We start from the raw sequence: 23843 nt of genomic DNA, 5'->3' as shown, positions 1-23843 counted from the left end.
ACCGTGACTTCCCAGTGCCAGTTTTCCCGGAGAAAAGCCGTTTCCCTCGAACAACGTCTACCAGCGACTGGGAGCGTGGGCATACGTTTTGTATCTGGCAGTAGTATGGAGGCTCATGAAGATCCGAGAGGCAACCGATTCGGACGCCGAAGCGATTCGGACGATCGCCCGCGACTCGCTGGGTTCGACGTACACTGACTTCCTCGAGGCCGAGACCATCGACGAGGCCGTCGAACAGTGGTACGGCGACCCGCTCGCCGACGAACTCGCGGACGACAGGACGCTGTTCTTGCTCGTCGAGCGCGACGGCGAACTCGCGGGCTTTTCCCAGAGCGAACTGGTCGGCCAGCGGGCCAACACCGGCCGACTGCTCTGGCTCCACGTCCACCCGGACCACCGCGGCGACGGGACGGGCGTGCGCCTGCTGGTTCGCACCCGCGAGCGACTCCTCGAGGAGGGGGCCGACGGGATCCAGTGTTTCGTCCTCGCGGACAACGAGGGCGGCAACGAGTTCTACCGCAGTCACGGCTTCGAGCAGGCGGGCCAGCGCGAGGTCGAGATCGGCTCGGAAACGTTCACCGAGAACGTCTACGTCGAGTCCGACCTCGAGGACGATGGCGAGTGGGGGACGGTCGACGAACTGACCGTCGACGGCGAGACGGTCTACGTGAGCTACGGCGAGGCCGCCAGAGGATCGCAGGCACCGTTTTACGTGGCCTACAGCGACGACGACCGCAACGACCACTACGCCTGGTTCTGCGGAAACTGCGATTCGATCGACAACGCCATGGACGCGATGGGCCGCATCGAGTGCAACGAGTGTGGCAACCGCCGCAAGGCGACCCGGTGGGACTCCTCGTACCTCTGATCCGGTTCCGATAGGCGTTCACCGACGGTGTTTTCCCGCGTCGACCGATCGACTTCGAACCCCCCGTAGGGGCACCCTTCTACCGTTTACGGCCAGTTACGGGGACCGAACCCTCGATCGGGCGTCCTCGGCTCGATCGAATCGCTCCGCGTGACCCCGGCATCGTCGGAGCCGTTGTCCGTCCCTTCGGACTGTTGGCTCCCCATTACAATTGTGCGATCCCTCGAGTCGTCAGTCAGTGGGTCGCTGCCGGGTCGGTCGGCAGCGCCGCGTGTCTCCGTCGGCTACTATGAACAGGGAGGATCACATCGTCCACGGCTTCAAGGCAACGCTCGTCGCGCGCGGGATCTACATGCTCTCGAGCGCGCTGTTGATGTTCGTACTGGCGCGGTACCTGCTGGACCCGGACGGGTACGGCGCGCTCTACTGGGCGATCGGGGTGTTGGCGATCGTCCAGCTGTTCGCGGACCTGGGGCTGTCCCGGTCGGTCGCACGGTACATCTCCGAGTACCGCGAGACCGACCCCGGGCAGGTCCCCCATCTCCTCGAGACGACGATCACGGTCAAAGTAATCCTGCTCGCGGTCGTCGGCTACGTCCTGTTGGTCTACCACGAGTGGCTCGCGACCGCGCTCGGCGAGCCGGGGGCGGCCCCGTTCCTCGCGGCCGGCGTCGTCTATCTCGTGGTCTTCTCCGCGAGTACCTTCTCGCAGGTCGCCTTGCAGGGCTTTAATCATCTGGGCTACAGCGCGATCGTGCAAGCGATCAGCGGCGCGGGGCGGCTGCTCTTTGCCGTCGGGTTCGTCCTTGCGGGCTTCGGTGCGCTCGGTGCCTTCTTCGGCTACGTCGTCGGATATGCCATCGCCGGGGCCGTCGGGATCGGCATCCTCTACTACGGCTTCTATGCCCGCCACGACGCCGCCGCGGAGTACGAAGACGGACTCTCGAAGCGGCTGCTCGAGTACAGCCTCCCGCTGACGGCGACCCGGAGCGCGAACGTCATCGACAAGCAGATCGACATCGTGCTGGTCGGGATCTTTCTGAACCCCGCCGCGGTCGCGTTCTACACGCTGGGCAAACAGATCACCGACTTCGTCCTCGCGCCCGCCGAGTCGCTCGGCTTTACGATCTCGCCGAACTTCGGCGAGCAGAAGGCCGCCGACCAGCTCGAGGAGGCCAAACGGATCTACGAGACCTCGCTGACGAACGTCCTGCTGCTCTATATCCCGGCGGCGGTCGGGCTGGCGATCGTCGCCGAGCCGTTCCTGACGATGGTGATCGGGGAGAGCTACGCCGGTGCGGTCCCCGTGTTGCAGGTACTCGCCGGCTTCGTCGTGTTGCAGGCGATCACGAACCTGACCAGTGACAGTCTGGATTACCTCGGCCGCGCTCGCGCTCGTGCCGTTGCGAAGGGCGGCACGGCGGTCACCAACTTCGGGCTGAACATCGTCCTGATCCCAGCGATCGGGGTCGTCGGTGCGGCGATCGCGACGGTGGCGACCCACTCGGTCTACGTCGCGGTGAACCTCTATATCGTCCACACCGAACTCGGCCTGAACGTTCGGCGGCTTGCCCGGACGACCGGAATGATCTGTGGGATAACGGGCGTGATGGGCGTGGCCGTGTTGCTGGTGACGCCGCTGGTCTCGAACCTGCTGATGCTGTTCGGCGCGATCGCAGTGGGAGCCATCACGTGGGGTGCGCTGGCGGTGCTGAGCGGGCTGGTCGATCCGGGGCAGGTCCGATCGGTCATCGGGTGACGTCGACGCGACCGATCACTACAGACGACTGTCAGTTAGAGAACTATCAATACTTATCCGCCGTCTCGGTGTCGGTTCCGTATGGCCGTTTCCGATCCCGTTACTGTCGGGGTACTGAGTCTGCATACGAGCAAGGAAACCAAAGCGATTCTTAACGCCGCCGAGGACCTCGGCCACGACACCGAGTGGCTCCGCGCCGAAAACACGTCCGTCAGCGTCACGGATGGCACTCCCGTCCTCGAGCCTGACGTCGACGTGATCGCCAACCGGATGCTGCTGTCGAACACCGAACAGCCAGCGGAGGAACTGGGGCTCGCGAACACCTTTACCCAGCTCGTGCCGATGCTCAACGAGCCGAACACGGTGTTGACCGCGATCCACAAGCTGTCGACGGCGACCGCGCTGGCGTCCAACGAGATCCGGACGCCGGACGTGACGCTCGCGCTCAGCGGCGACCGGCTGAACGCCGCACGGGAGCGGTACGGCGAAGAGGCCGTGTACAAGACCGCGATCGGGACCCACGGCGGGGGGACCTGGAAGGTCGGCCCCGACGACCCGATCAACGCGAAGGTCGGCAATCGCTACGCCTTTCTGCAGGAACTCGTCGATCAGGAGGACGTCCGTCACCGCGACCTACGGGTGTACGTCGTCGGCGGCGAGGTCGTCGCCGCGATGTATCGCTACGCGCCGGACAACGACTGGCGAACGAACGTCGCTCTCGGGGGCTCCGTCGAGGACGCGACCGACGACCTCCCCGAGGAGGCCGCCGAGATGGCACGGCAGGCGGCCGGCGTCGTCGGTCTCGACTACGCCGGCGTCGACCTCGTCGAGGGCGACGACGGCTGGTACGTCCTCGAGGTCAACCCGACGGCGGGGTTCAAGGGACTCTACGAGGCGACGCAGGTGAGCCCGGCCCCCTACATCGCAAAGCTGGCGATCGAGCGCGCCGGCGGCGAGGTCGACGACGATCGCGTGCGTGACATCGCGAACGTCCTCGACGACTCCCGGCCGACGGCCCAGCCGCCGGACACGGTGGCGTCGGCGACGGAGCCGGCGGTAATCGGCTACACCGAGGAGGTCGTTCTCTCGGGCACGAGCGGTTCGAAGACGATACTGGCAAAATCCGACACGGGCGCGACACGGACGAGCATCGACACCGGGCTGGCCGCCGACATCGGTGCCGGCCCGATCAAGTCCATCACTCGCGTCCGCTCGGGCAGCAGCAAGCAATCGAAGAGCCGCCCCGTCGTCGACGTCGTCGTCGGCGTCGGCGGGAACCAACACACCGTCACGGCAAGCGTCGAGGACCGCAGCCACATGGACTACCCCGTCATCCTCGGCCGGGACATCCTCGAGAATTATCAGGTCGACGTGAGCCGCCGGATCGACGGCGACGTGCCAGATACGCCCGAAGAAGAGGAGTAACTGTCCTGTCGCCCGCGGGCGGCCCCACTGCGGTAGCTGCCTGTCACAGGTTTCGCTCATCGATGTATGTCCTGGTCGCCGTCGTCCGTCCCCGATCGGGGTCGGTCTCGAGACGGCGATCGTCTTTCTCCGCGACGGACGGCCCGTACTGAGTAGCGGTCGACAAGACGTGGTACGGCTCCGCCGGCCGGACACACGTCCCGTTCCCACACGGTTCAACACGATATGCGATATTGTTTTGCTATATCGAAAACTATCTGCCGGGGAAGCAAAAGTGGAACTTGTATTCGGTACATATATTATTCCCCAATCCGTTTTCCAAACCGTACGAATACATGAGCGACAACAAACGGAACCGGAACCACGAGTGGTGGCCGAATCGGTTGAACCTGGACGTTCTCGACCAGAACGCCGAAGCCGTCGGTCCGTACGACGACGACTTCGATTACGCCGAGGAGTTCCAGAAACTCGACCTCGAAGAGGTCAAAGCCGACCTCAAGGATCTGATGACGTCCTCACAGGACTGGTGGCCGGCTGACTACGGCCACTACGGGCCGCTGTTCATCCGGATGGCCTGGCACAGCGCCGGGACGTACCGCACTACCGACGGCCGCGGCGGTGCCTCTGGCGGGACCCAGCGTTTCGCGCCGCTCAACAGCTGGCCCGACAACGGCAACCTCGACAAGGCACGCCGACTGCTCGAGCCGATCAAGCAGAAGTACGGCCGGAAGCTCTCGTGGGCCGATCTGATCGTCCTCGCCGGGAACACCGCCCTCGAGTCGATGGGGATGCAGACGCTCGGCTGGGCCGGCGGCCGCGAGGACGTGTTCGAGCCCGACGAGGCCGTCTACTGGGGGCCGGAAACCGAGTGGGAGGCCCCGCAGGACCAGCGCTTCGACGAGGACGACGAACTCGAGGAGCCGCTGGGCGCGACCGTGATGGGGCTCATTTACGTCGACCCTGAGGGGCCGGACGGCAACCCCGAGCCGCTCGAGTCGGCAAAGCGGATCCGCCAGGCGTTCGGTCGCATGGCGATGGACGACGAGGAGACGGCCGCCCTCATCGCCGGCGGACACACGTTCGGCAAGTCCCACGGCGCCGAGAACGACGACATGGGTCCCGCGCCCGAGGCGGCCCCGATCGAGGAGCAGGGCCTCGGCTGGCCCGACTCCGGCAAGGGTTCGGAGACGACCACGAGCGGCATCGAGGGCGCATGGAACCAGTGGCCGACGATGTGGGACACTTCCTACCTCGACAACCTGCTCGACTACGAGTGGGAACTCACCGAGAGCCCCCTGGGTGCGAACCAGTGGCAGCCGGTCGAGGAGGAGGCCTACGACACCGTCCCGGACGCCCACGATCCCTCGGAGAAGCACGCCCCCATGATGATGACGACCGACGTCGCCCTCAAGCGGGATCCGGAGTTCCGGGAGATCATCGAGAACTTCCGCGACAACCCCCCGGAGTTCCTGGACGCCTTCGCGCGGGCATGGTACAAGCTGATCCACCGCGACATGGGCCCACCGGAGCGGTTCCTCGGTCCCGATGTCCCCGAGGAAACGTTCGTCTGGCAAGACCCCGTCCCCGATGCCGACTACGAACTGATCGGCGACGAGGAGATCGACCAGCTCAAAGCGGAGATCCTCGAGTCGGAGCTGTCCGTCTCCGAACTGGTTACGACCGCCTGGGCGGCCGCGTCGACCTACCGCGACAGCGACAAACGCGGCGGTGCGAACGGCGCTCGTATCCGCCTCGAACCCCAGCGCAGCTGGGAGGTCAACGAGCCGGCCCAACTCGAGACCGTCCTCGAGACCTACGAGGGGATTCAGGAGGAATTCAACGCTGCTCGAGACGACGACGTACGCGTCTCGCTGGCCGACCTCATCGTGCTGGGTGGCAACGCAGCCGTCGAGCAGGCCGCGGCTGACGCCGGCTACGACGTGGAGATCCCGTTCGAACCCGGTCGGACCGACGCCACGCAGGACCAGACCGACGAGGAATCGGTCGAGGCGCTCAAACCGGAAATCGACGGGTTCCGTAACTACTTCGGCGGCGAGTACGACGGGCCGGCCGAGGACCTGCTGGTCGACCACGCCGACCTGCTTGACCTAACGGCCTCGGAGATGACCGTACTGGTCGGCGGCATGCGCGCGCTGGACGCCAACTACCAGGACTCCGACCTCGGCGTCTTCACCGACGAGCCGGAAACGCTGACCAACGACTTCTTCCAGACCCTGCTCGACATGGGCTACGAGTGGGAGCAGGCCTCGGAGGGCGAGGAGATCTACGAACTGCGCGACCGCGAGACGGGCGACGTCGAGTGGACCGGCTCGCGCGTGGATCTCATCTTCGGTTCGAACTCCCGGCTGCGGGCCATCGCGGACGTCTACGCGAGCGAGGAGGAAACGTTCGTCGAGGACTTCGTCGATGCCTGGCACACGGTCATGACCAACGACCGCTTCGACCTCGAGTAAACGAGCGCTCGCGCCGTCGCTGACGAACCGCCGACAAACCATCGCGGTCGCTGGGACCGATCATCGCCCGGTCGCGGTCCCCCGCCGCGGCCGGTCTCTTACTCGCTGCGGATGACGACCTCGTCGTCCGTGATCGCCGAGATCTGTGCGGCCTCGACCGGGTAGTCGTCGCCGCCGTGACCGCCCCAGTTCATGCGGGCCTTGAGCCGATCGGTGAGCCCCGGCTCCGGATCGACGTAGGCGGTCTGGCCCTCGACTTCGGCGACCATCCCGATCTGCTGGCCCGACTCGTCGACGACGTCTTTCCCCTGGTCGTCCCTCGAGAGTTCGACCGTCGGCGCTGCCGTCTCGCCGGCCGCCGCGTTCTCGCCTTCGATACCGGTCACGTCGGCGTCCGCCATCGTCTCGTCACCTGCGACACCGGCGGTCTCGCCGGCCGCCATCGAGCCGTACTCCTCGACGTCGATGATCTCGCCCTCGAGCAACTCGCTGCTGACGACGTCGGACTCGACCAGTTCCGACCCCTCGAGAACGTATCGCAGCTCCAGGCGCTCGTCGAGTTGCTCCTCGACGGTACGGCGCTCGATGAGTTCGCTCCGGACGGCGTCGCCCTCGGTACGCTGGCTCCGGATGACTTCCCGCTCGAGGACTTCGTCGGGGGCCACGCTCGAGCGGACGACGTCGCTCTCGAGGATCGATCGCTGGACGCTCTCGAGTTCGACGTCCGTCTCGATCTCGTCGCGTTCCATCTCCTGGTCCCGTTCGATGTCGACGTCGACGACCCGACTCTCGACGATGTATCGTTCGATCTCCTCGACCGTATCGAGGCGGGTTTCGTCGACGGTTACCTCGATGGTGTCGTCACCGACGAACTCGGTGTCGACGACCTCGCGGGCGCGGCGTTCGGAGTCGACGATCTCGCGTTCGACCAACTCCGTATCGACCACCTCGCTCTCGATCGTGTCCCGCTCGACGACCTCGGTCTCGACGACCTGCGTCTCGACGATCTCGGTCGTCACCGTCTCGCCGCGTCGCAGCGAGTCCTCGAGTTCGTCGCGGCCGAGATCCGCCCGCTCGAAGGCCCGCTCGCGCTCGACGATCTCGAAAAAGCCCAGCCCCTCGCCGGTCGGCTCGTCCTCGTGGTAGACGAAGACGTAGTCCTCGTCGTCGAACCGTCGCTCGAACTCCTCCCAGGAGTATTCCTCGTGGCCCTCGCCCAGTTCGTCACGGCGGGCGAACGAGTGGCCGTGATCGTCGCTGTCCCGGATCCGAACCGGGACGGCGTCGCGGGCCTCGGCCCACTTCCTGATCCGGTCGGGATCGCTGGTCATTCGGCGCTGGTCCGGCGCGTCCGTGTCCGTCGGGGATGTGTCGTTTGCCATCTCCAGTAGAGTCCGGACGCCGCCGCACTTCAGTCGACGCGGCCGTCCCGTCGGTTCAGTGTCTCGTTTCTCCGATCCCCGAGATCGGCCGGCAGGAGCCGGCCCGTAACAACTCGTTGCCGGCGACGGTGTCGATCGTTTCGTCCCGTTTCAGCGCTCGAGCGGGCTCCAAAGCGTTGTTACCGGTAACACCACCCCCGCCTGCCGGACGAGCGGCGCTGCCGGCCCGCCGGGCGGCTCAGGCGGATTCGTACTCGGCCCAAATGTACCGCGTCGCGACGCTGCGGTACGGCTTCCAGGGCTCGGCGATCTCGCGCATCTCCGCGCGGGTCAACTCCTCGCCGTCGGCGTACAACTGCTCGATCCCGCGGCGAACGGCGAGGTCACCGAGCGGGAGGACGTCGGGGCGCTCGAGGACGAACAGCAGATACATCCGCGCGGTCCACTCGCCGATGCCTTTGATCTCGGTCAGCAGGTCGACGACCTCGGCGTTCGAATACGAGGCTAGCCCCGCCCGCGTGTAGTCCTCCTCACGGAAGGCGCGGGCGGCGTTTCGCACGTACTCGACCTTGCTCCGGGAGAGGCCGGCGTCGCGAAGCGCTGCCTCGTCGGCGGCCAGTACCGATTCCGGCGTCACTTCCCCATCGAGGACCTCGAAGACCCGCTCCCGGACGGCCGCGGCGCTCGCGGTCGAGAGCTGCTGGTTGATGATCGAGATACAGAGCCGCTCGTACTCGCTCCAGTCGGGTTCGACGTAGGGATCGTGTCGGTCGAGCAGCCCGGCCATCACGGGATCCGCACGGAGAACGTCGTGTGCCTCGTCGTTCATGGACAGGTATGAGACGGGTGTAGGGGACCGGAGACCCATAGGCGTCTCGGTGGGTCCCGCGAGGGCTCACTCGAGGTGGTGATAGTCGAGTTCGTGGTCGGCCTCGAGGGCCTCCCGGACGGCCGGGCTGGGGTCACCGACGCCGCGCCGACTGAACGAGAGCCCCGCCGGGTCGGCCGTGACCACGAGGTTTACCCGCCAGTCATCGGCCGTCTCGGGGTAATCAGTCCGGTAGTGTGCGCCCCGGGATTCGGTGCGCTCGCGGGCGGCCCGGAGCATCGCCTCGGCGACGGTGAGGCTCATCGAGAGGTCCACGGCGTACTCGAACGACTTCGAGGTCCGGTCGCCCGCGACGCGGAGATCGGCGGTGCGTTCCCGAAGGGCGTCCAGTTTCGCGAGCCCCTCCCGGAGCCCCGCGTCGTCGCGGAGGATGCCGGCGTGGTCCCACAGCAGGTCGCCGAGGTCCGCGAGCAGTTCGGTCGGCGTCACGGTGCCGTCCGAGGCGGCCAGTTCCCGCAGCGCCTCGAACTCCCGTTCGGCGAGCGCTCGCTGGCCGTCCGTGAGGGCCGGGTCGTCGTCACCGTCGGTCACCGCGGCCGCGACGTGGTCACCGACGAGTTTGCCGATCGCGACGGTCTCGGCCAGCGAGTTGCCGCCGAGTCGGTTCGCCCCGTGGACGCCGGCGACCGTCTCGCCGACGGCATAGAGGCCGCCCACGCCGGTCTCGCCCGTTCGGAAGTCGATATCGACCCCGCCCATCGTGTAGTGGGCCGTCGGCCCGACCACCATCGGTTCCTCGGTGATGTCGACACCCAGCGACTCGAAGCGCTCGACCATCGACGGCAGCCGGTCGCGGACGTACTGATCGTCCCGGTGGGAGATGTCGAGGTACACGCCGCCGTCCTCGGTCCCGCGGCCCTCGCGGACCTCCTGAGCGATGGCGCGCGCGACGACGTCGCGGGCGTCGAGTTCCATCTGGTCGGGGGAGTAGCGCTCCATGAACCGCTCGCCCTCCGAATTGTAGAGCCGCCCGCCTTCGCCGCGGACCGCCTCCGTGACGAGTCGGCCGTCCCACTCCTCGCCGTAGCGTTCGCCGACCATCCCGGTCGGGTGGAACTGGACGAACTCGAGGTCGACGAGTCGCGCCCCGGCCTCGAGCGCCAGCGCCTGTCCGTCGCCGTTGTTCTCGTCGTTGCGCGAGGAGTGGCGGTGATAGAGCGCCGAGAACCCGCCGGCCGCGAGGACGACGTGGTTCGTCCGGAAGAGCAGCCCCTCGCCGGTCTCCATATCGAAGCCGACGGCCCCGTCGACGCGGCGGCCGTCCGAGAGCAGGCGCGTGATCATCACGTTCTCGCGGTAGGGCACCTCGAGGTCGCGAGCGCGGTCGACCAACGTCCCGAGCATGGCCTCGCCGGTCCGGTCGCCGACGAAGCAGGTCCGCCGGTAAGACTGCGCGCCGAAGTAGCGCTGGTTGATCTCGTCATCGTCGGTCCGGTCGAACGGCATCCCCCACGCCTCGAGTTCGCGGATGCGGTCGGGCATCTCCCGCGCCGTCAGTTCGACCGCGTCGGGATCGTTCAGGTGATGCCCCTCGTTGAACGTGTCCGCCGCGTGGATCGTCCAGTCGTCTTCGGGATCGAGCGAGCCCAGCGCCGCGTTGACGCCGCCGGCCGCCCACGTCGTGTGAGCATCGCCGTGATCGCGCTTGCCGATCACGAGCGGGTCGATCCCCGACTCGGCGAGTTCGATCGCGACGCGGGCACCCGCCGCTCCGGCCCCGATGACGAGTACTGGGGTCGTCACGACCTCGTACTCGGGGTCGCCGGCGAAGCCGGGATCGCCCTCGGTCTCGAGGCGGTTCTCGATCCCGGCGGTCGACCGCTCGCGGCTCGTCGTTCGGCGATTATCGTCGACCGTGTCGCTGCCGTTGGATGGTGATTCTGTCATCGAGTGGATGTAACGACCGGCCGGGTTTAGGCCTCGCCCCGAACGATGCAAAAGATGGCTTTCAGGGCTACGAGGGGCCATATTCGACTTTACCGCCGCATCTGGGGCCGCGAATAAAGGTCGGCTCGGATACCAGTCGTTCGATCGTAGCGGACTATCTACAGCATCGATACGAGCGGTCGATCCGGTCGCCACCGAGGTCGCACCAGTGCGCTTGCGCCCGGATGGCCGACGCGGCGTTATGGAGCGTCGGGGCCGCCCTCGGAGGTCGTGAGTGCGTCGGGCTCGACGTTCGCGAGCCGCATCGCGTTGCCGGTGACGCCGAGGCTCATCCCCATGTCGCCGACGACGACCGCCACCGCGACGCTGACCAGCCCCAGCGGCACGCCGACGGCGAGTAGGGCCTTCACGGCGAGGCTCGCCCAGACGTTCTGTCGAATGACGCCGTTTGCCGTGTGCGAGAGGTCGTACAGGTACGGTAGCCTCCCGATGTCGTCGCCCATCAGCGCGATATCCGCCGTCTCGAGGGCGGTGTCGGTGCCGGCCGCGCCCATCGCGATGCCGACCTCAGCGGTCGCCAGCGCGGGCGCGTCGTTGATGCCGTCGCCGACCATCGCCACGTCGCCGTACTGCTCCTGGAGGGCCGCCACGGCGTCGACCTTCTCGTCGGGGAGGAGTTCGGCGCGATACTCGTCGACGCCGACCTGCTCGGCGATCGCCCGCGCCGTGCCCTCGTTGTCCCCGGTCAGCATGACGACGCGCTCGACGCCGAGATCGTGGAGCCGTTCGACCGCCCGCTTGGAAGCGGGCCGGACCTCGTCGGCGATCGCGACCGCGCCGAGCAGGTCGGTCTCCGTCCCGACGAGGACGACCGTCTTGCCCTCCCGCTCGAGCGCGGCGAGGGTCTCCTCGGCGAAGGTCCCCTCGTCGGCCGCGAGCGCACTCTCGGGCGCGGCCCCGCCGTCAGTCCGCGGATCCGACGAGGGGTCGTCCGCGCGGGTCCGTGAGAGATCGAAGCCCAGTTCCTCGAACAACGCGGGCTTGCCCGCGTAGTACGTCTCGCCCTCGATCTCCCCGCGGATCCCCCTGCCGGTGAGGCTCTCGAACCCCGTCGGCTCGGGGAGGTCGCCCACGTCCGCCTCGTCGGCCCGGGCGAGAATCGCCGCGGCGATGGGATGCTCGCTGCGTCGCTCCAGCCCGGCCGCGTAGCGAAGCAGCGTCGCCTCGTCTGTCCCGCCGGCCTGGCTCGCGGTTTCACCGCTCGCCTCGTTCGCGGCGCTGGGCGCCGCGCAGGGCACGACGTCGGTGACGGCGAGTTCGCCTTTCGTGAGCGTGCCGGTCTTGTCGACGGCGACGGCGTCGACCTCGCCCATCGCCTCGAGATAGTTGCCCCCCTTGATCAGGACGCCGTTTCGCGCGGCGCTGGTGACCCCCGAGACCACCGAGACGGGCGTCGAGATGACGAACGCACAGGGACAGGCGATCACGAGCAGCGTGAGCCCGCGGACGAACCAGGTCCCCCAGTCGCCGGCGAACGCGATCTCGTAGCCGGCGACCCCCGCGGTGACGGTGTCGCCGATGAGAAGCGGCGGCACGGCGGCGGTCAGGATCGCCAGCACGACCACGACGGGCGTGTAGTAGCCCGCGAACCGGTCGACGAACTGCTCGGTCTCGGTCCGCTTCGCCTGTGCGCCCTGGACCATCTCGATGATCCGCGAGAGCGTCGAGTCGCCCGCCGTCGAGGTGACCTCGACCTCGAGGTAGCCGCCCTCGGTGATGGTCCCGGCGTACACCTCGTCGCCGGTCGACTTGTCCACGGGGACGCTCTCGCCGGTGATCGGCGACTCGTCGACCGCGCTCTCGCCCTCACGGACCGTCCCGTCGAGCGGGATCTTGTCCCCGGGCCGGACGACGACGGTCTCGCCGACCGCCACGTCGTCCGCGTCGACGGTCACCTCCTCGCCGTCGCGCATGACTGTGGCCTCGTCCGGCGACAGCTCCATCAGCTCTCGCAGGGAGTCCCGCGCCCGGTCCATCGCGTAGTCCTCGAGCAGTTCGGCGATGCTGAACAGAACCGCGAGCGTCGCGGCTTCGACGAAGTAGCCGATCCCGGTCGCGGCGATGATCGCCGTCCCCATCAGGAGGTCGATATCGAGGCTCCGGTTTCTCGCGGAGTAGTAGCCGCTGCGGACGACGGGGACGCCGCTGACGGCGACCGCCCCGAGAAAGAGCAGATCCGCGACGTGAAGCGGGTACTCGAGGACGCTCGCCACCGCGACGTTCCCGCCCGTCAGGAGGAACTCGAAGCCCAGTCCGAGCGTGACGAAGACCGCACCGAGCCACGTCTTCTTCGCGCGGGGACTCGTCCAGACCTCCGAGGGCGGCGCGACGTCGACGCCGTCGCCGCTCGAGTCCGATTCCGTCGCCCCGTCGTCGGCCGTTCCTCCGGTGACCTCGTAGCCGGCGCCTTCGATCGCCGCGACCACATCGGCCTCGCTGGTTCGATCGCGGTCGTACGTGACCGTGGCCGTCCCGGTGGTCGGATTGAGATCGACGTCGGCCACTCCCTCGACGCGCTCGAGGCTCTTGTCGACCTTCCCCGCACAGGACGGGCAGTCCATCTCGGGGACGGCGAGTCGGGCGGTCAGCTCCCGTCGCTGCCCGCCCCCGTCCGTTTCCCGCGTCGCGTCCGATTCAGTACTCATTACGTCGTGGTAGGGGCGTCAGTTCGATAAGCCTTGGTTGGAATATTCCAAAGTCCACGAACGCTAGAGCCGCGTCGATGGGCCGTCGGCGAATCGCTCGTCCGAAACGTATCCCTTGGCCAACCGTTCCTCGGCCCGACGGAGCCGGTAGGTGAGCGTCGATCGGGGTACGTCGAGGTGGTCGGCGAGGTCGCCGACGTCGACCGCCCGGGGCGACTCGTAGTAGCCGTGTTCGACCGCGGCCCGGAGCGCGGCCTCCTGTTCGGGGGCGAGGCCGTTCGCCTCGCCGTTCGCGTCGCCCGTCGGTGCGTCGGTTTCCGCCGTCGCCGCCCGGAGCATCTCCATCCGGGCGCAGTCACCGACCGCCGCCTCGAGTGCGTCGAAAAAGGCTGCCACGTCACCCTCGCCGGAGTGGACGATCCGCCAGGTGTAGTGGCGTCCCTCGTGGCGCGTCTCGAACAGGATGCCCTCGCCGAGGTGATCGCGGGCGATGTGCGGGACGGACGCACAGGTAGGGGTGCGCTCCCAGTCGGAGTAGAGGACGAGCGTGTCGTCGGTGCGGTCGAGGACCTGCGTGGTCTGGGTCGCGCCACAGTCCTCGGTCGCGAGACAGTCCGCGTAGTAATCGCTGTCGCGGAAGGCCGCCTCGATGTCCGCGAGGGCCGTCCGCGTACCGGTGGCGTGGTCGACCCGCCAGAGCCGTTCGTCGGTGGCGTGCAGCGACAGCGAACGGATCCGGGCGTCGGGGTGGTCGGCGAGCGTATCCGCCACCCCGTTGTGGCCGGGCTCGTACTCGAGGGCGAAGACGAACTCTCTCATTGCGCCGTCGTAGGCTCCCGCGGGGCAAAGCGTTGCTGGGTGCGAGGACGGCCGGGAGCGGGACTCGAGCGACTGCGAGAGCCGCGGGGCCCGGAGAGGGCAGGCGGGTACCCGACGACGACCGCGAGCGACCGAAAGCGCGGCGCTACGCGCCGTGATAAGACGAGCGGCGTCGGCGCGAGCCGAGCGGAGGGGAAAGAGAGGTGTTCTCGTGAACGAAGTGAACGAGAGTTCGGAAGGCGCGATTCGTCTTCCGGCGCTTTTCGAAATTCCGCTCCTATTCGTCCAGCAGTTCCCGCGCGATGACGTTCTTCTGGATCTCGGTGGTGCCCTCGTAGATCTGGGTGATCTTCGAGTCGCGGTAGAACCGCTCGACGGGGAAGTCGTTGACGTAGCCGGCACCGCCGTGGATCTGGACGGCCTCGTTGGCGACGTCGACGGCGACGCGGGAGGCGTACTCCTTGGCCATCGAGGCGAGCTTGGTGATGTCGTTGCCCTGGTCGACGTTCCAGGCGGCCTTGTAGGTCAGGTTGCGTGCGGCCTCGGTCTCGGTGGCCATCTCCGCGAGCTTGTGCTGGATTGCCTGGAACTCCGAGATGGACTGCCCGAACTGCTCGCGGTCCTGTGCGTACTCGCGGGCGGCCTCGAGCGCGCCCTTGGCGATACCGAGTCCCTGCGCGGCGACGCCGGTCCGGGTGGCGTCGAAGAACTGCATCTGTTGGAGGAAGGCGGCGTCCTCGTCGCCGACGAGGTTCTCCTCGGGAACGCGGACGTCGTCGAGAATGAGTTCGGCGGTGTCGGAGGCCCGAATGCCGAGCTTGCCGGTGATCTTGTCGGCGGAGAACCCGTCACGGTCGGACTCGACGATGATCTGGCTGAAGCCGCCGTAGCGGCTGTCGGCGTCGGGGTCGGTCTTACAGAGGACGACGAAGTAGTCGCCGACCGAGCCGTTGGTGATCCACATCTTGTTGCCGTTGATCACCCACTCGTCACCGTCCTTCTCGGCACGGGTCGACACGGAGGAGACGTCCGACCCGGTGTCGGGCTCGGAGATGGCCGCGCCCGAGATCTTCTCGCCGGTCGCGACGGGCTCGAGGTAGCGCTCTTTCTGGTCTTCGGTCCCGAACTCGCTGATGGCCTCGGTCCCGAACGAGCAGGCCATGATCGACAGCGCGATGCCGGGATCGTAGGAGAACAGTTCCTCGGCGATGAGCGCCGACTCGAGGGTGGAGTAGCCGGCCCCGCCGTACTCCATCGGGATCGACGTGCCGACCAGCCCCATCTCGGCGGCCTTGTCGACGATCTCGTGGGGGAACTTCTCTTCGGTGTCGTACTCCTCGGCGTGGGGCACGATCTCGTTCTCGGCGAACCGGCGAACTTCGTCGCGGATCTGCTCCTGTTCTTCGTTGAGTCCGAATTCCATGAACGACCCTTACGATCGGAACGGTAAAGAGCTTTGTAACCGATAGTAAACCAAACTCCAGTTCCCATTAAGTGAGAGGGAAACGTTGAAACGGGTCCGAATAGGATTTTCGAGCATGCAACTCGAGGACATCAACACCATCACAGTTCTGGGTGCGGGCAACATGGGTCACGGTATCGCGGAGGTCGCCGCGATGGCCGGGTACGACGTGAACATGCGCGACATCAAAGAGGAGTTCGTCCAGAACGGCTACGAGCAGATCGAGTGGTCACTGGACAAACTCGCCGAGAACGACCGGCTCACCGACGAGGAAGCCGACGCCGCCAAGGACCGAGTGACGCCGCTGGTCGATATGGAGGAGGCCGTCGCGGACACGGACTTCGTCATCGAGGCGGTCCCCGAGCAGATGGGGATCAAAGAAGACGTCTACACCGACCTCGAGGCGGTCGCGCCCGACGATGCGATCTTCGCGACGAACACCTCGAGCCTCTCGATCACCGACCTCGCCGAGTTCACCGAGCGACCGGAGCGCTTCTGCGGGATGCACTTTTTCAACCCGCCGGTCCGGATGCAGCTGGTCGAAGTGATTTCGGGTGCCGAAAGCAGCGAGGAGACGCTCTCGGTGACGGAGGACCTCGCCGAGGACTTCGGCAAGACGGCCGTTCGGGTCCACAAGGACTCGCCCGGATTCATCGTCAACCGCATTCTGGTGCCGCTGATGAACGAGGCCGCGTGGCTCGTCAGCAACGACGAGGCGACGATCGCCGAGGTCGACTCGACGACGAAATACGACATGGGCCTGCCGATGGGCAGCTTCGAACTCGGCGACCAGGTCGGCAACGACGTCAGCTACCACGTCCTCGAGTACATGAACGAGGTGCTGGGCGAGGCCTACGAGCCGGCCCCACTGCTCGAGGCAAAAGTCGAGAACGAGGAACTGGGCAAGAAGACCGGCAAGGGCTTCTACGACTACGAGGACGGCGACGGCGTCCAGATCCCAACCGACGAAGGATCGGAGTTCGTCGAACAGCGCCTGCTCGCGACGATCGCCAACGAGGCTGCGAAGCTGATCGGCGGCGACGTCGCCCCGCCGGCGTCGATCGACGAGGCCGTCCAGCTCGGAGCCGGCTTCCCCGACGGCCCGGTTGCGCTGGTCGACGACTACGGTCTCGAGACGCTACACGAGACCCTCGAGGACGCCTACGAGGAGACGGGTCACGAGCGATACGCGCCCGATGACTACCTCGGAGAACGAGCCGAGGCCGGTGGCTTCTACGACGACGACGAGGACGCATCGGGGGTCGACTTCGGGACGATCCGACTCGAGTACCCCGCCGACTACGTCGGACAGATCGTTCTCGACCGCCCGCACCGGATGAACACCATCAGCGACGAACTCCTCGAGGAGCTATCAACCGCGATCGACCACCTCGAGGCCGACGACGAGGTGCGTGCGATCCTCGTCACCGGCGAGGGCGAGCAGGCCTTCTCCGCGGGCGCGGACGTCCAGAGCATGGCCGGCAGCGGTGCCGACCCGATCGAGGGCCAGGAACTCTCGCGACTGGGCCAGCAGACGTTCGGCAAGCTCGAGGCCTGTGATCTGCCCGTCGTTGCCGGGATCGACGGCTTCTGTCTCGGCGGCGGGATGGAGTTGGCGACCTGTGCGGACCTCCGCGTGGCCAGCGACCGGTCGGAGTTCGGCCAGCCCGAGATCGACCTCGGCCTCATTCCGGGCTGGGGCGGCACCCAGCGACTCAAGCATATCGTCGGCGAGGGCCGCGCGAAGGAGATCATCTTCACCGCCGAGCGCTACGACGCCGAGACGCTGGCCGACTACGGCTTCGTCAACGAGATCGTCGACAACGCCGACCTCGAGGACCGCGCCCTCGAGCTGGCGACCGACCTCGCGGGCGGCCCGCCGATCGCCCAGAAGTTCACCAAGCGCGCGATGCTGGCCGGCCGTGACGACACCGAGTCCGGTCTCGAGTACGAGGCCTCCGCGTTCGGGCACCTGATGGGGACCGACGACCTGATGGAGGGAATCACGGCCTTCATGGAAGACGAGGAGCCGGAGTTCGAGGGGCAGTAAGGCGACGCCCGCTGTCGCCAGCGGCCGGTCAGTGAGAACCCGTGCCGACTCGTGGCGGAGACCGGCAGCATACCACCTATTTGCCCACCATTATTGTCTGATATTTGAGTTCTGGTCGCGAGATTTATCACCCAGAGGTACCATGGATGTCCCGTGGCTGTAACGATGAAGAGAACGGAGGTTCCCCATGAGTGACGGGCCATCGGTCCTCGTCGTCGACGACGAGGCACGGCTCGCGGATCTGTTCGCCGCGTGGCTCCAGGCCGACTGGACCGTCGAAACGGCGTACGACGGAGAGGAAGCGCTCTCGAAAATGGCCGACTCCGTCGAGGTCGTCCTGCTGGACCGACGGATGCCGGGGCTCTCCGGTGACGAGGTCCTCGAGCAGATCCGCGAAGCCGGCTACGACTCCCGGGTCGTCATGGTAACGGCCGTCGATCCGGACTTCGACATCATCGAAATGGGGTTCGATGACTACCTCGTCAAGCCGGTCTCGAAGGACGAACTCGTCGACATGGTCGAAGATGTCGCCGACCGCTCGGACTACGAATCCGACATCCAGGAGTACTACGCGCTCGTCTCGAAGAAGGCGCTGCTGGAGTCCGAGAAGGCCGACCGCGAACTCGCGGACAACGAGGAGTATCAGGACCTCTGTGACCGCGTCGACCGCCTCGAGGAACGGGTCGACGAGACGGTCTCGGGGATGTCCTCGCACGACGATTTCGTGGGTGCATTCCAGGACCTCCAGTCCGAGAACTAGGACTCGAAGCGACTCCCCTCCGCTCTCGCCCGTGGTGACTGTCCACCTGTGTGGCCGGTAGCGACTGCTTCACTTTATCAGTGCGTTCGAACCACTTCGCGGACCAGCAGTTCCGATTGGGACCGAACAACGAAATCGCGTTCGCTACTGCTACTCCGCCTGCCCGTAGATCAGATTGCGCTGGATCTCGTTTGCCCCTTCGTAGATGACGGGGATCCGGGCGTCGCGGTAGACGCGCGCGATCCGCCGCTCGTCGAGGATCGATCGGCCGCCGTGGAACTGCATGCCCTGTTCCGCGACGTCGACGGCCGTTTCAGTCGCTTTCGTCTTCGCCATCGCTGCCCAGTAGCCCGCGTTGTCCTCCTCGGCGACCTTCTCGCGGGCGCGCCAGACGAGGGTCCGGGCGCTTTCGAACTCCAGCAGCATGTCCGCGAGCCCGTGCTGGACGGACTGGAAGTCGCTGATCGTTTTGCCGAACTCCTCGCGGTCGTGGGTGAACTCCCAGGCCTCCTCGATCGCGGCCGCGGCGATGCCCAGCCCGTGGCCGGCGACGGCCACCCGGCCGTGATTGAAGAAGTCCGCCAGCAGCATGAAGCCGTCCCCCTCCGATCCGATCACGTTCTCGGCGGGGATCCGGCAGTCGTCGAACTCGATGTGGGCCTGCTTCGAGGCCCGCATCGCCATCTTCTCGGGGATGTGTTCGGCCTCGTAGCCGTCGGTGTCGGTCGGGACGATGAACATCGAGTGGTTGCCGTAGCGGTTGTCCTCGTCGTCCCCGGTGCGGGCATAGAGGGTGATCCAGTCGGCCTCGACGCCGTTGCCGATCCAGTACTTCTCGCCGTTGATGACGTACTCGTCGCCGTCTTTCTCGGCCGTGGTCTGCATCCCCGCGAGGTCGCTGCCGGTCTCGGGCTCCGAGACGGCGAGTCCGGAGCGTTGCTCGCCCTCCGCCACCGGACGAATGTACTCCTCGCACTGCTCGTCGGTGCCGTGTTCGTAGGTGATCTCGCAGCCGAAACTCGCCAGCTGCAGGGTCAGCGCGATTCCCGCGTCGGCCCGATAGAACTCCTCGGTCATCGCGAGCAGCTGGGCCAGATCCAGCCCCCGCCCGCCCCACTCCTCGGGGATGTCCTGTGCCACGAGGTTCGCCTCGCGACCCGCCTCGAGGATCTCCTCGGGATACTCGCCGGACTGGAAGTACTCCTGGGCGTTGGGCTCGATGTGTTCGCGGGCGAACTCGCGGGCCTCGGCTTTGATCTCGTGTGCGTGTTCGGGGACGATGTCGTCGTCGAGCAGTTCCATGTCCTGTCACACGATCGCACAAAGGAAATAGCCGCGGGCGAATATTGCAACCCGAGAACGACGCCCGCTCGAGTCCCACGCGGTCGGGGCTCGCCCGTGATCGGCGGCTACCCGATGGTCCGCACCAGTTCGGCGATCGAGTCAGCCGCATCGGCGTGGGACTCGAGCAGGTGGCGATCCCAGACGAGATCGGCTAGCAGGTGGGCATAGAGGACGCCGGCGGTCACGACCGCGAGCGGGACGCTCGCCAGCGCGAGCGCCGGAACCACGACGCCGGCGATGACGACGTGGCTCAACAGCCGCGAGAGGACGCCGACGTCGCCGGGGTCGAAGATCTCGGACTGGTCCGTGATCGTCGCGCGCGGATGGGTGAGACAGAACCGGAGCGCGTCCCAGCGACCGGTCTTGAGCCGGGCGATGAGGAAGTGATCGACGTCGATACAGACGCCGGCGGCAGTGCCGTAGGCGACGACCGCCGGGGTCGGGATCGGCGTGCCCAGCAGGGTGACCGGTGGCAGGAGGACGGCCAGTACCCCGGCGACGACGAACGAGATCGCCGCGTGATGTTTCGAGTAGATCAGGAGTCACCTACGGACGGCGACCACGTCAGCCCACTAAACCGTCCCGCCGGTCCTCGTGCGAGGGTCGCGGTTGCCGATCCCCACCGGTTTCGCTTCGGACCGCCGACCACACGGCGACTCGAGGCTAGCCCGCAAAGCCCGAGAGCGACCACTCCTCGTCGCCGTCCTCGTCGGCGATGCTGGGCGCGCTCACGAGGACGAACGCGCTCTCGCGGTCCCCGTTGCGGATCTGGCGGGTCGATTCGGGCGGGAGCCACAACGCATCGCCGGTCTCCATCGCCACGGGGTCATCGTCGACGACGACCGTTGCCGCTCCCTCGATGAGGACGTAGACCTCTTCGTGGCCGTTGTCGGTGTGGTCGTGGGGCTTGCTGTTCCAGCCGGGATCGCACCGCGCGACCGTGACCCCGACCTGCTCGGTCTCGAGCGGATCGCTGAGAAAGTGCATCGCGCTCGAGACTTCCTCGACCTCCTCGTAGTTGACCTTCCGGTATGTCATACGGATCCATTCGGGAGACGACAGTAAAACGATACTGACTGCCGAACGGGTTCGGGCCGGTCGGCAGCGAGCCGGCCGCGGCCGCTCCGCGGTGTCGGTCAACGGCACGAACCGACCGCTCGCGGTCATGCAGGCGCAGTCCTCGAGATCGGCGAGGCGTTCGGGTAGGACCGGGAGTCACAGTGGCCGACGGAGCCGGTGTGGGGATCGCTGCTGGCCGAGAGTCGGCGGACTCGCCGCTATCCCTGTGCGAGCGGATCGAAACTGTCGACCGGAATGACCGAATAATCGACCGTCAGCGCGTCCTTGGTCGCGCGGATCTTCCCGACGAACGCCGAGATGTCCTCGAGTTCGCCCTCGAGGACGAACAGTTCCATACAGTAGTGATCGCCGACGTGGCTGTGGAAGTTCGAGGCCACGAGGTGTTCGTGTTCGTGGCGCAGATGCATCATCCGCTCCTCGACGCTGGTGGTCTCGTAGTCGAAGAGGACGGTGACGATTCCCATCAGGTCCCGGTCCTCGAGGCGGGTGTCCTCGAACTCCCCGAGCAGGTTCCGTGAGGCCTCCCTGACGACTTCGCTCCGGCCGGTGTAGCCGTGTTCGTCGGCGAACTGGTCGAGTCGCTCCAAGAGTTCGTCGGGCATCGAGACGCTGACGACTGCCATATAATAACTCGGCAGAAGTTGCTATTAAGGATTATCATTGCCGTGGCCGGGACAGGGTCGGACGACCGCAGTCGGTGGCTCAGACGTGGTCGTTCGGGAGTAAGTCTTCGAAGTCCTGTGCGGCGAGCCACTCGCTCAACTGGACGAGTTGGTCGCTCGCGGCCTCGAACAACTGCTCGCCCTTCTCGGCCGACGCGTCCGTCTGGTCGCCAAACACGCCGTTGTCGGTGTTGTCGGCCGCGTCGAAGAACGTCCGCGAGCCGTGTTTGACCGTGTCGGCGTCCTCGACGCTCGGGACCCCAGTGTCTCTGGCCTCCTCGAGGCGGTCGTCGTGGACCAACTCCGGCTCGAGGTACTGGATCATCGCGGTCTCCTTGGGCCCGCCGTGGGGGCCGTTCTGCTCGAAGAGGTCGTCGACCAGGTCCGGAATCGACTCGTCCCACATCCACTCGATGGCGTAGGCGACGCCCTCCTGTCGGAGTCGGCTCCCGACCTCGCGCAGGTGTTGGACGTTGCCGCCGTGGGCGTTGACGTAGATCACCCGGTCGATCCCGTGGGTCGTGAGGTTCCGGGTCAACGATTCCATGTACTGGCGAAACGCCGACGGTTCGACCCACATCGTCCCGTGGAACTGCCGGTGGTGGCCGCTGACGCCGACGTTGATCGTCGGCGTACAGAGATAGCCCGTCCGGTCGGCTACCTCGCGGGCGAACGCCTCCCCGATCAGGTGGTCGGTCGCCTCCGGCAGATGCGGGCCGTGTTGTTCGGTCGATCCCAGCGGCACCAGCGCCAGCGACTCCGATTCGAAGTACGACTCGAGGTCGGGCCACGCGTGGTCGGCGAGGTACATACTGCCCCTCGTGCGCGGATCCTCCTAAGCATGGGTATAACGGCAGTACGTGACCGTGCTGTGGCACCGTCGGACGTAAGGCGTGACGCCACCGTTCCGGCGAACGCGGCCGCTGCAGCCCCGATCTCGGTAAAACGGGATTACCGAACGCGGGGCCCGACGCCGTTCACTGGCGCTCCCGTCTGGCGGTCGCCCCGTCGACCCTCGGCGGACCGGCCGCGACACCGCCCTCGAAACCGACGTCACCGGCCGACGGCGGCGCGTCACCGGGGCAGCCCATGAGTGAAACTGGACATGTTCGGTCAGTGGCGGTCGACCGTTCCTGTCGCCCGCGTGCCGGTACGTCTCCGGCCGTTGGTTCGATCGGCCCCAATAGCCGTTTATCGCCCGCAGGCTCGCGGGTCGCCCGCCCGATCGAGACCGGCACGACCGCCGGTCCGCTCGGAAATCCCATCGGACCGGCACGGTACGGCCAGCGCGCAATTCGCCGTAACGGACACTTCAATCGCCGCGGCGGCCGCCGCCGAAACAGGTTGATTTCGATACCAATCCGTACGCACTCAATTACGAAGCCGGGACGACACCAACTCCCACTGTCCATGATCCCACCGTACCCCGCTCAAGCACAGGTCCCCGACTGGCTGCAGGACCCGATCGCGGAGCTGGTCACGTTCCTCCCGCGGCTGGTTGGCGCGCTGATCATCCTCGCGATCGGCTGGGTCCTCGGGCGCGTCGCGGCCGGCGTCGTCCGCCGGCTCGCCGACGGCGTCGAACTCGATCGGATGGTCCTCGAGACGCCACTGGGACGCATCCTCGGCGGCACCGAACGGGCGGTCTCACACGCCTTCGGAACGCTCGCGAAGTGGTTCGTCTACGGCCTCGCGATCCTCGCGGCCGCGAACGCACTCGCGATCGCAATGCTATCGGAGTGGATTTCCACGGCGGTCTCGTACCTGCCCGCGTTCGTCGCCGGTCTGCTGGTGATCACCTTCGGATTCGTCGTTGCGGACTTCATCGGCGACGCCATCGAACGGACCCGGGCCGCGACCGAGACGGCCTACACGACCTGGTTCGCGACCGGCGCGCGGATGTTCCTCTACTTCACCGCGATCGTCATCGGCCTCGATACGATGGGGATCGATGTCGGCATCCTCTACGTGTTCGCTCGAGCGCTCGCGTGGGGGCTGGGCGCGGCGATCGCCATCGGTGCGGGCGTCGCCTTCGGCTGGGGCGGCAAGGATTACGTCGCCGAGAACATCGATAACTGGATGAATCGGACGAGTCAGGTTACGCCGAGCGAGGGCGATACGACCGGCGATCGGTCGCGGAGCGGCGACCGCGATCGCGCGGGCAGCAGTCCGAGTACCGACCGCGAGCCCGGCCCCGGGCCGAGCGACGACGACTGATCGGGCGGGCGACGACCGCAGGCGGCCGAGCGACGCTGCGCCCGGTCCTCAGTCGGACCC

General features: G+C 66.8%; 18 protein-coding genes. 7 read left to right on the top strand and 11 right to left on the bottom strand.

Annotation, left to right across the window (positions count from 1 at the left end; genetic code table 11):
- Positions 1 to 115: 115 nt before the first annotated feature.
- The 4 genes from ACSBP4_RS17835 to katG all read left to right on the top strand — a co-directional run bounded on the left by ACSBP4_RS17835 (position 116) and on the right by katG (position 6526).
- A complete protein-coding gene (locus ACSBP4_RS17835; RefSeq protein WP_435553019.1) occupies positions 116 to 868 on the top strand; it encodes a GNAT family N-acetyltransferase in 753 nt (250 codons plus the stop codon).
- 289 nt (positions 869 to 1157) lie between these two features.
- Positions 1158 to 2627 (top strand): flippase, encoded by a 1470-nt coding sequence (locus ACSBP4_RS17830; RefSeq protein WP_435553018.1) that lies wholly within the window; start codon positions 1158 to 1160, stop codon positions 2625 to 2627.
- An 81-nt stretch (positions 2628 to 2708) separates the two neighbouring features.
- A complete protein-coding gene (locus ACSBP4_RS17825) occupies positions 2709 to 4052 on the top strand; it encodes a RimK family alpha-L-glutamate ligase (RefSeq protein ID WP_006648992.1) in 1344 nt (447 codons plus the stop codon).
- Positions 4053 to 4387: 335 nt separating this feature from the next.
- Complete coding sequence (gene katG / locus ACSBP4_RS17820) at positions 4388 to 6526, top strand: catalase/peroxidase HPI (protein WP_049964481.1); 2139 nt, start codon at positions 4388 to 4390, stop codon at positions 6524 to 6526.
- Between the two features lie 98 nt (positions 6527 to 6624).
- Here the strand turns inward: katG and ACSBP4_RS17815 are convergent, their stop codons facing one another.
- The 6 genes from ACSBP4_RS17815 to ACSBP4_RS17790 all read right to left on the bottom strand — a co-directional run bounded on the left by ACSBP4_RS17815 (position 6625) and on the right by ACSBP4_RS17790 (position 15631).
- Entirely contained in the window at positions 6625 to 7908 is a 1284-nt protein-coding gene (locus tag ACSBP4_RS17815) for a hypothetical protein (protein ID WP_435553017.1), read from the bottom strand.
- Between the two features lie 238 nt (positions 7909 to 8146).
- Positions 8147 to 8737: a DNA-3-methyladenine glycosylase family protein gene (locus tag ACSBP4_RS17810; RefSeq protein WP_435553016.1), complete on the bottom strand. Its 591-nt coding sequence runs from the start codon at positions 8735 to 8737 to the stop codon at positions 8147 to 8149.
- Positions 8738 to 8803: 66 nt separating this feature from the next.
- Positions 8804 to 10684: an L-aspartate oxidase gene (locus ACSBP4_RS17805; protein ID WP_435553015.1), complete on the bottom strand. Its 1881-nt coding sequence runs from the start codon at positions 10682 to 10684 to the stop codon at positions 8804 to 8806.
- 239 nt (positions 10685 to 10923) lie between these two features.
- A complete protein-coding gene (locus ACSBP4_RS17800) occupies positions 10924 to 13389 on the bottom strand; it encodes a heavy metal translocating P-type ATPase (protein ID WP_435553014.1) in 2466 nt (821 codons plus the stop codon).
- A 63-nt stretch (positions 13390 to 13452) separates the two neighbouring features.
- Entirely contained in the window at positions 13453 to 14208 is a 756-nt protein-coding gene (locus tag ACSBP4_RS17795) for a helix-turn-helix domain-containing protein (protein WP_435553013.1), read from the bottom strand.
- A 277-nt stretch (positions 14209 to 14485) separates the two neighbouring features.
- Positions 14486 to 15631, bottom strand: a complete 1146-nt coding sequence (locus ACSBP4_RS17790; protein ID WP_006648984.1) for an acyl-CoA dehydrogenase family protein — start codon at positions 15629 to 15631, stop codon at positions 14486 to 14488.
- Positions 15632 to 15746: 115 nt separating this feature from the next.
- Here ACSBP4_RS17790 and ACSBP4_RS17785 point away from each other — a divergent pair, with 115 nt between their 5' ends.
- On the top strand, positions 15747 to 17720 hold the full coding sequence (locus tag ACSBP4_RS17785) for a 3-hydroxyacyl-CoA dehydrogenase NAD-binding domain-containing protein (RefSeq protein WP_435553012.1): 1974 nt from the start codon (positions 15747 to 15749) through the stop codon (positions 17718 to 17720).
- Between the two features lie 187 nt (positions 17721 to 17907).
- Positions 17908 to 18480 (top strand): HalX domain-containing protein, encoded by a 573-nt coding sequence (locus tag ACSBP4_RS17780; protein WP_006648982.1) that lies wholly within the window; start codon positions 17908 to 17910, stop codon positions 18478 to 18480.
- A 150-nt stretch (positions 18481 to 18630) separates the two neighbouring features.
- On the opposite strand, the gene ACSBP4_RS17775 is transcribed toward ACSBP4_RS17780, so the two are convergent.
- From ACSBP4_RS17775 to ACSBP4_RS17755, 5 genes are all read right to left on the bottom strand, one after another.
- Positions 18631 to 19782 (bottom strand): acyl-CoA dehydrogenase family protein, encoded by a 1152-nt coding sequence (locus ACSBP4_RS17775; RefSeq protein WP_435553011.1) that lies wholly within the window; start codon positions 19780 to 19782, stop codon positions 18631 to 18633.
- A gap of 107 nt (positions 19783 to 19889) precedes the next feature.
- Positions 19890 to 20336 carry a hypothetical protein gene (locus tag ACSBP4_RS17770; protein WP_435553036.1) on the bottom strand — a complete coding sequence of 149 codons (447 nt, stop codon included), beginning with the start codon at positions 20334 to 20336 and terminating at the stop codon, positions 19890 to 19892.
- A 151-nt stretch (positions 20337 to 20487) separates the two neighbouring features.
- Positions 20488 to 20862 (bottom strand): cupin domain-containing protein, encoded by a 375-nt coding sequence (locus ACSBP4_RS17765; protein ID WP_049964471.1) that lies wholly within the window; start codon positions 20860 to 20862, stop codon positions 20488 to 20490.
- 239 nt (positions 20863 to 21101) lie between these two features.
- Positions 21102 to 21527 carry a CopG family ribbon-helix-helix protein gene (locus ACSBP4_RS17760; protein WP_006181810.1) on the bottom strand — a complete coding sequence of 142 codons (426 nt, stop codon included), beginning with the start codon at positions 21525 to 21527 and terminating at the stop codon, positions 21102 to 21104.
- 79 nt (positions 21528 to 21606) lie between these two features.
- Positions 21607 to 22377: a creatininase family protein gene (locus ACSBP4_RS17755; protein WP_006648978.1), complete on the bottom strand. Its 771-nt coding sequence runs from the start codon at positions 22375 to 22377 to the stop codon at positions 21607 to 21609.
- 599 nt (positions 22378 to 22976) lie between these two features.
- On the opposite strand from ACSBP4_RS17755, the gene ACSBP4_RS17750 reads away from it, so the two are divergent.
- Positions 22977 to 23783, top strand: a complete 807-nt coding sequence (locus ACSBP4_RS17750; protein ID WP_049964470.1) for a mechanosensitive ion channel family protein — start codon at positions 22977 to 22979, stop codon at positions 23781 to 23783.
- The last annotated feature ends 60 nt before the right edge of the window (positions 23784 to 23843 follow it).

This window comes from Natrinema sp. CGMCC1.2065, assembly GCF_051225675.1.
Taxonomy (GTDB): Archaea; Halobacteriota; Halobacteria; order Halobacteriales; family Natrialbaceae; genus Natrinema; species Natrinema thermotolerans.
Note: the sequence above shows the minus strand (reverse complement) of the source record. Positions and strands in the feature narration are given on the sequence as shown.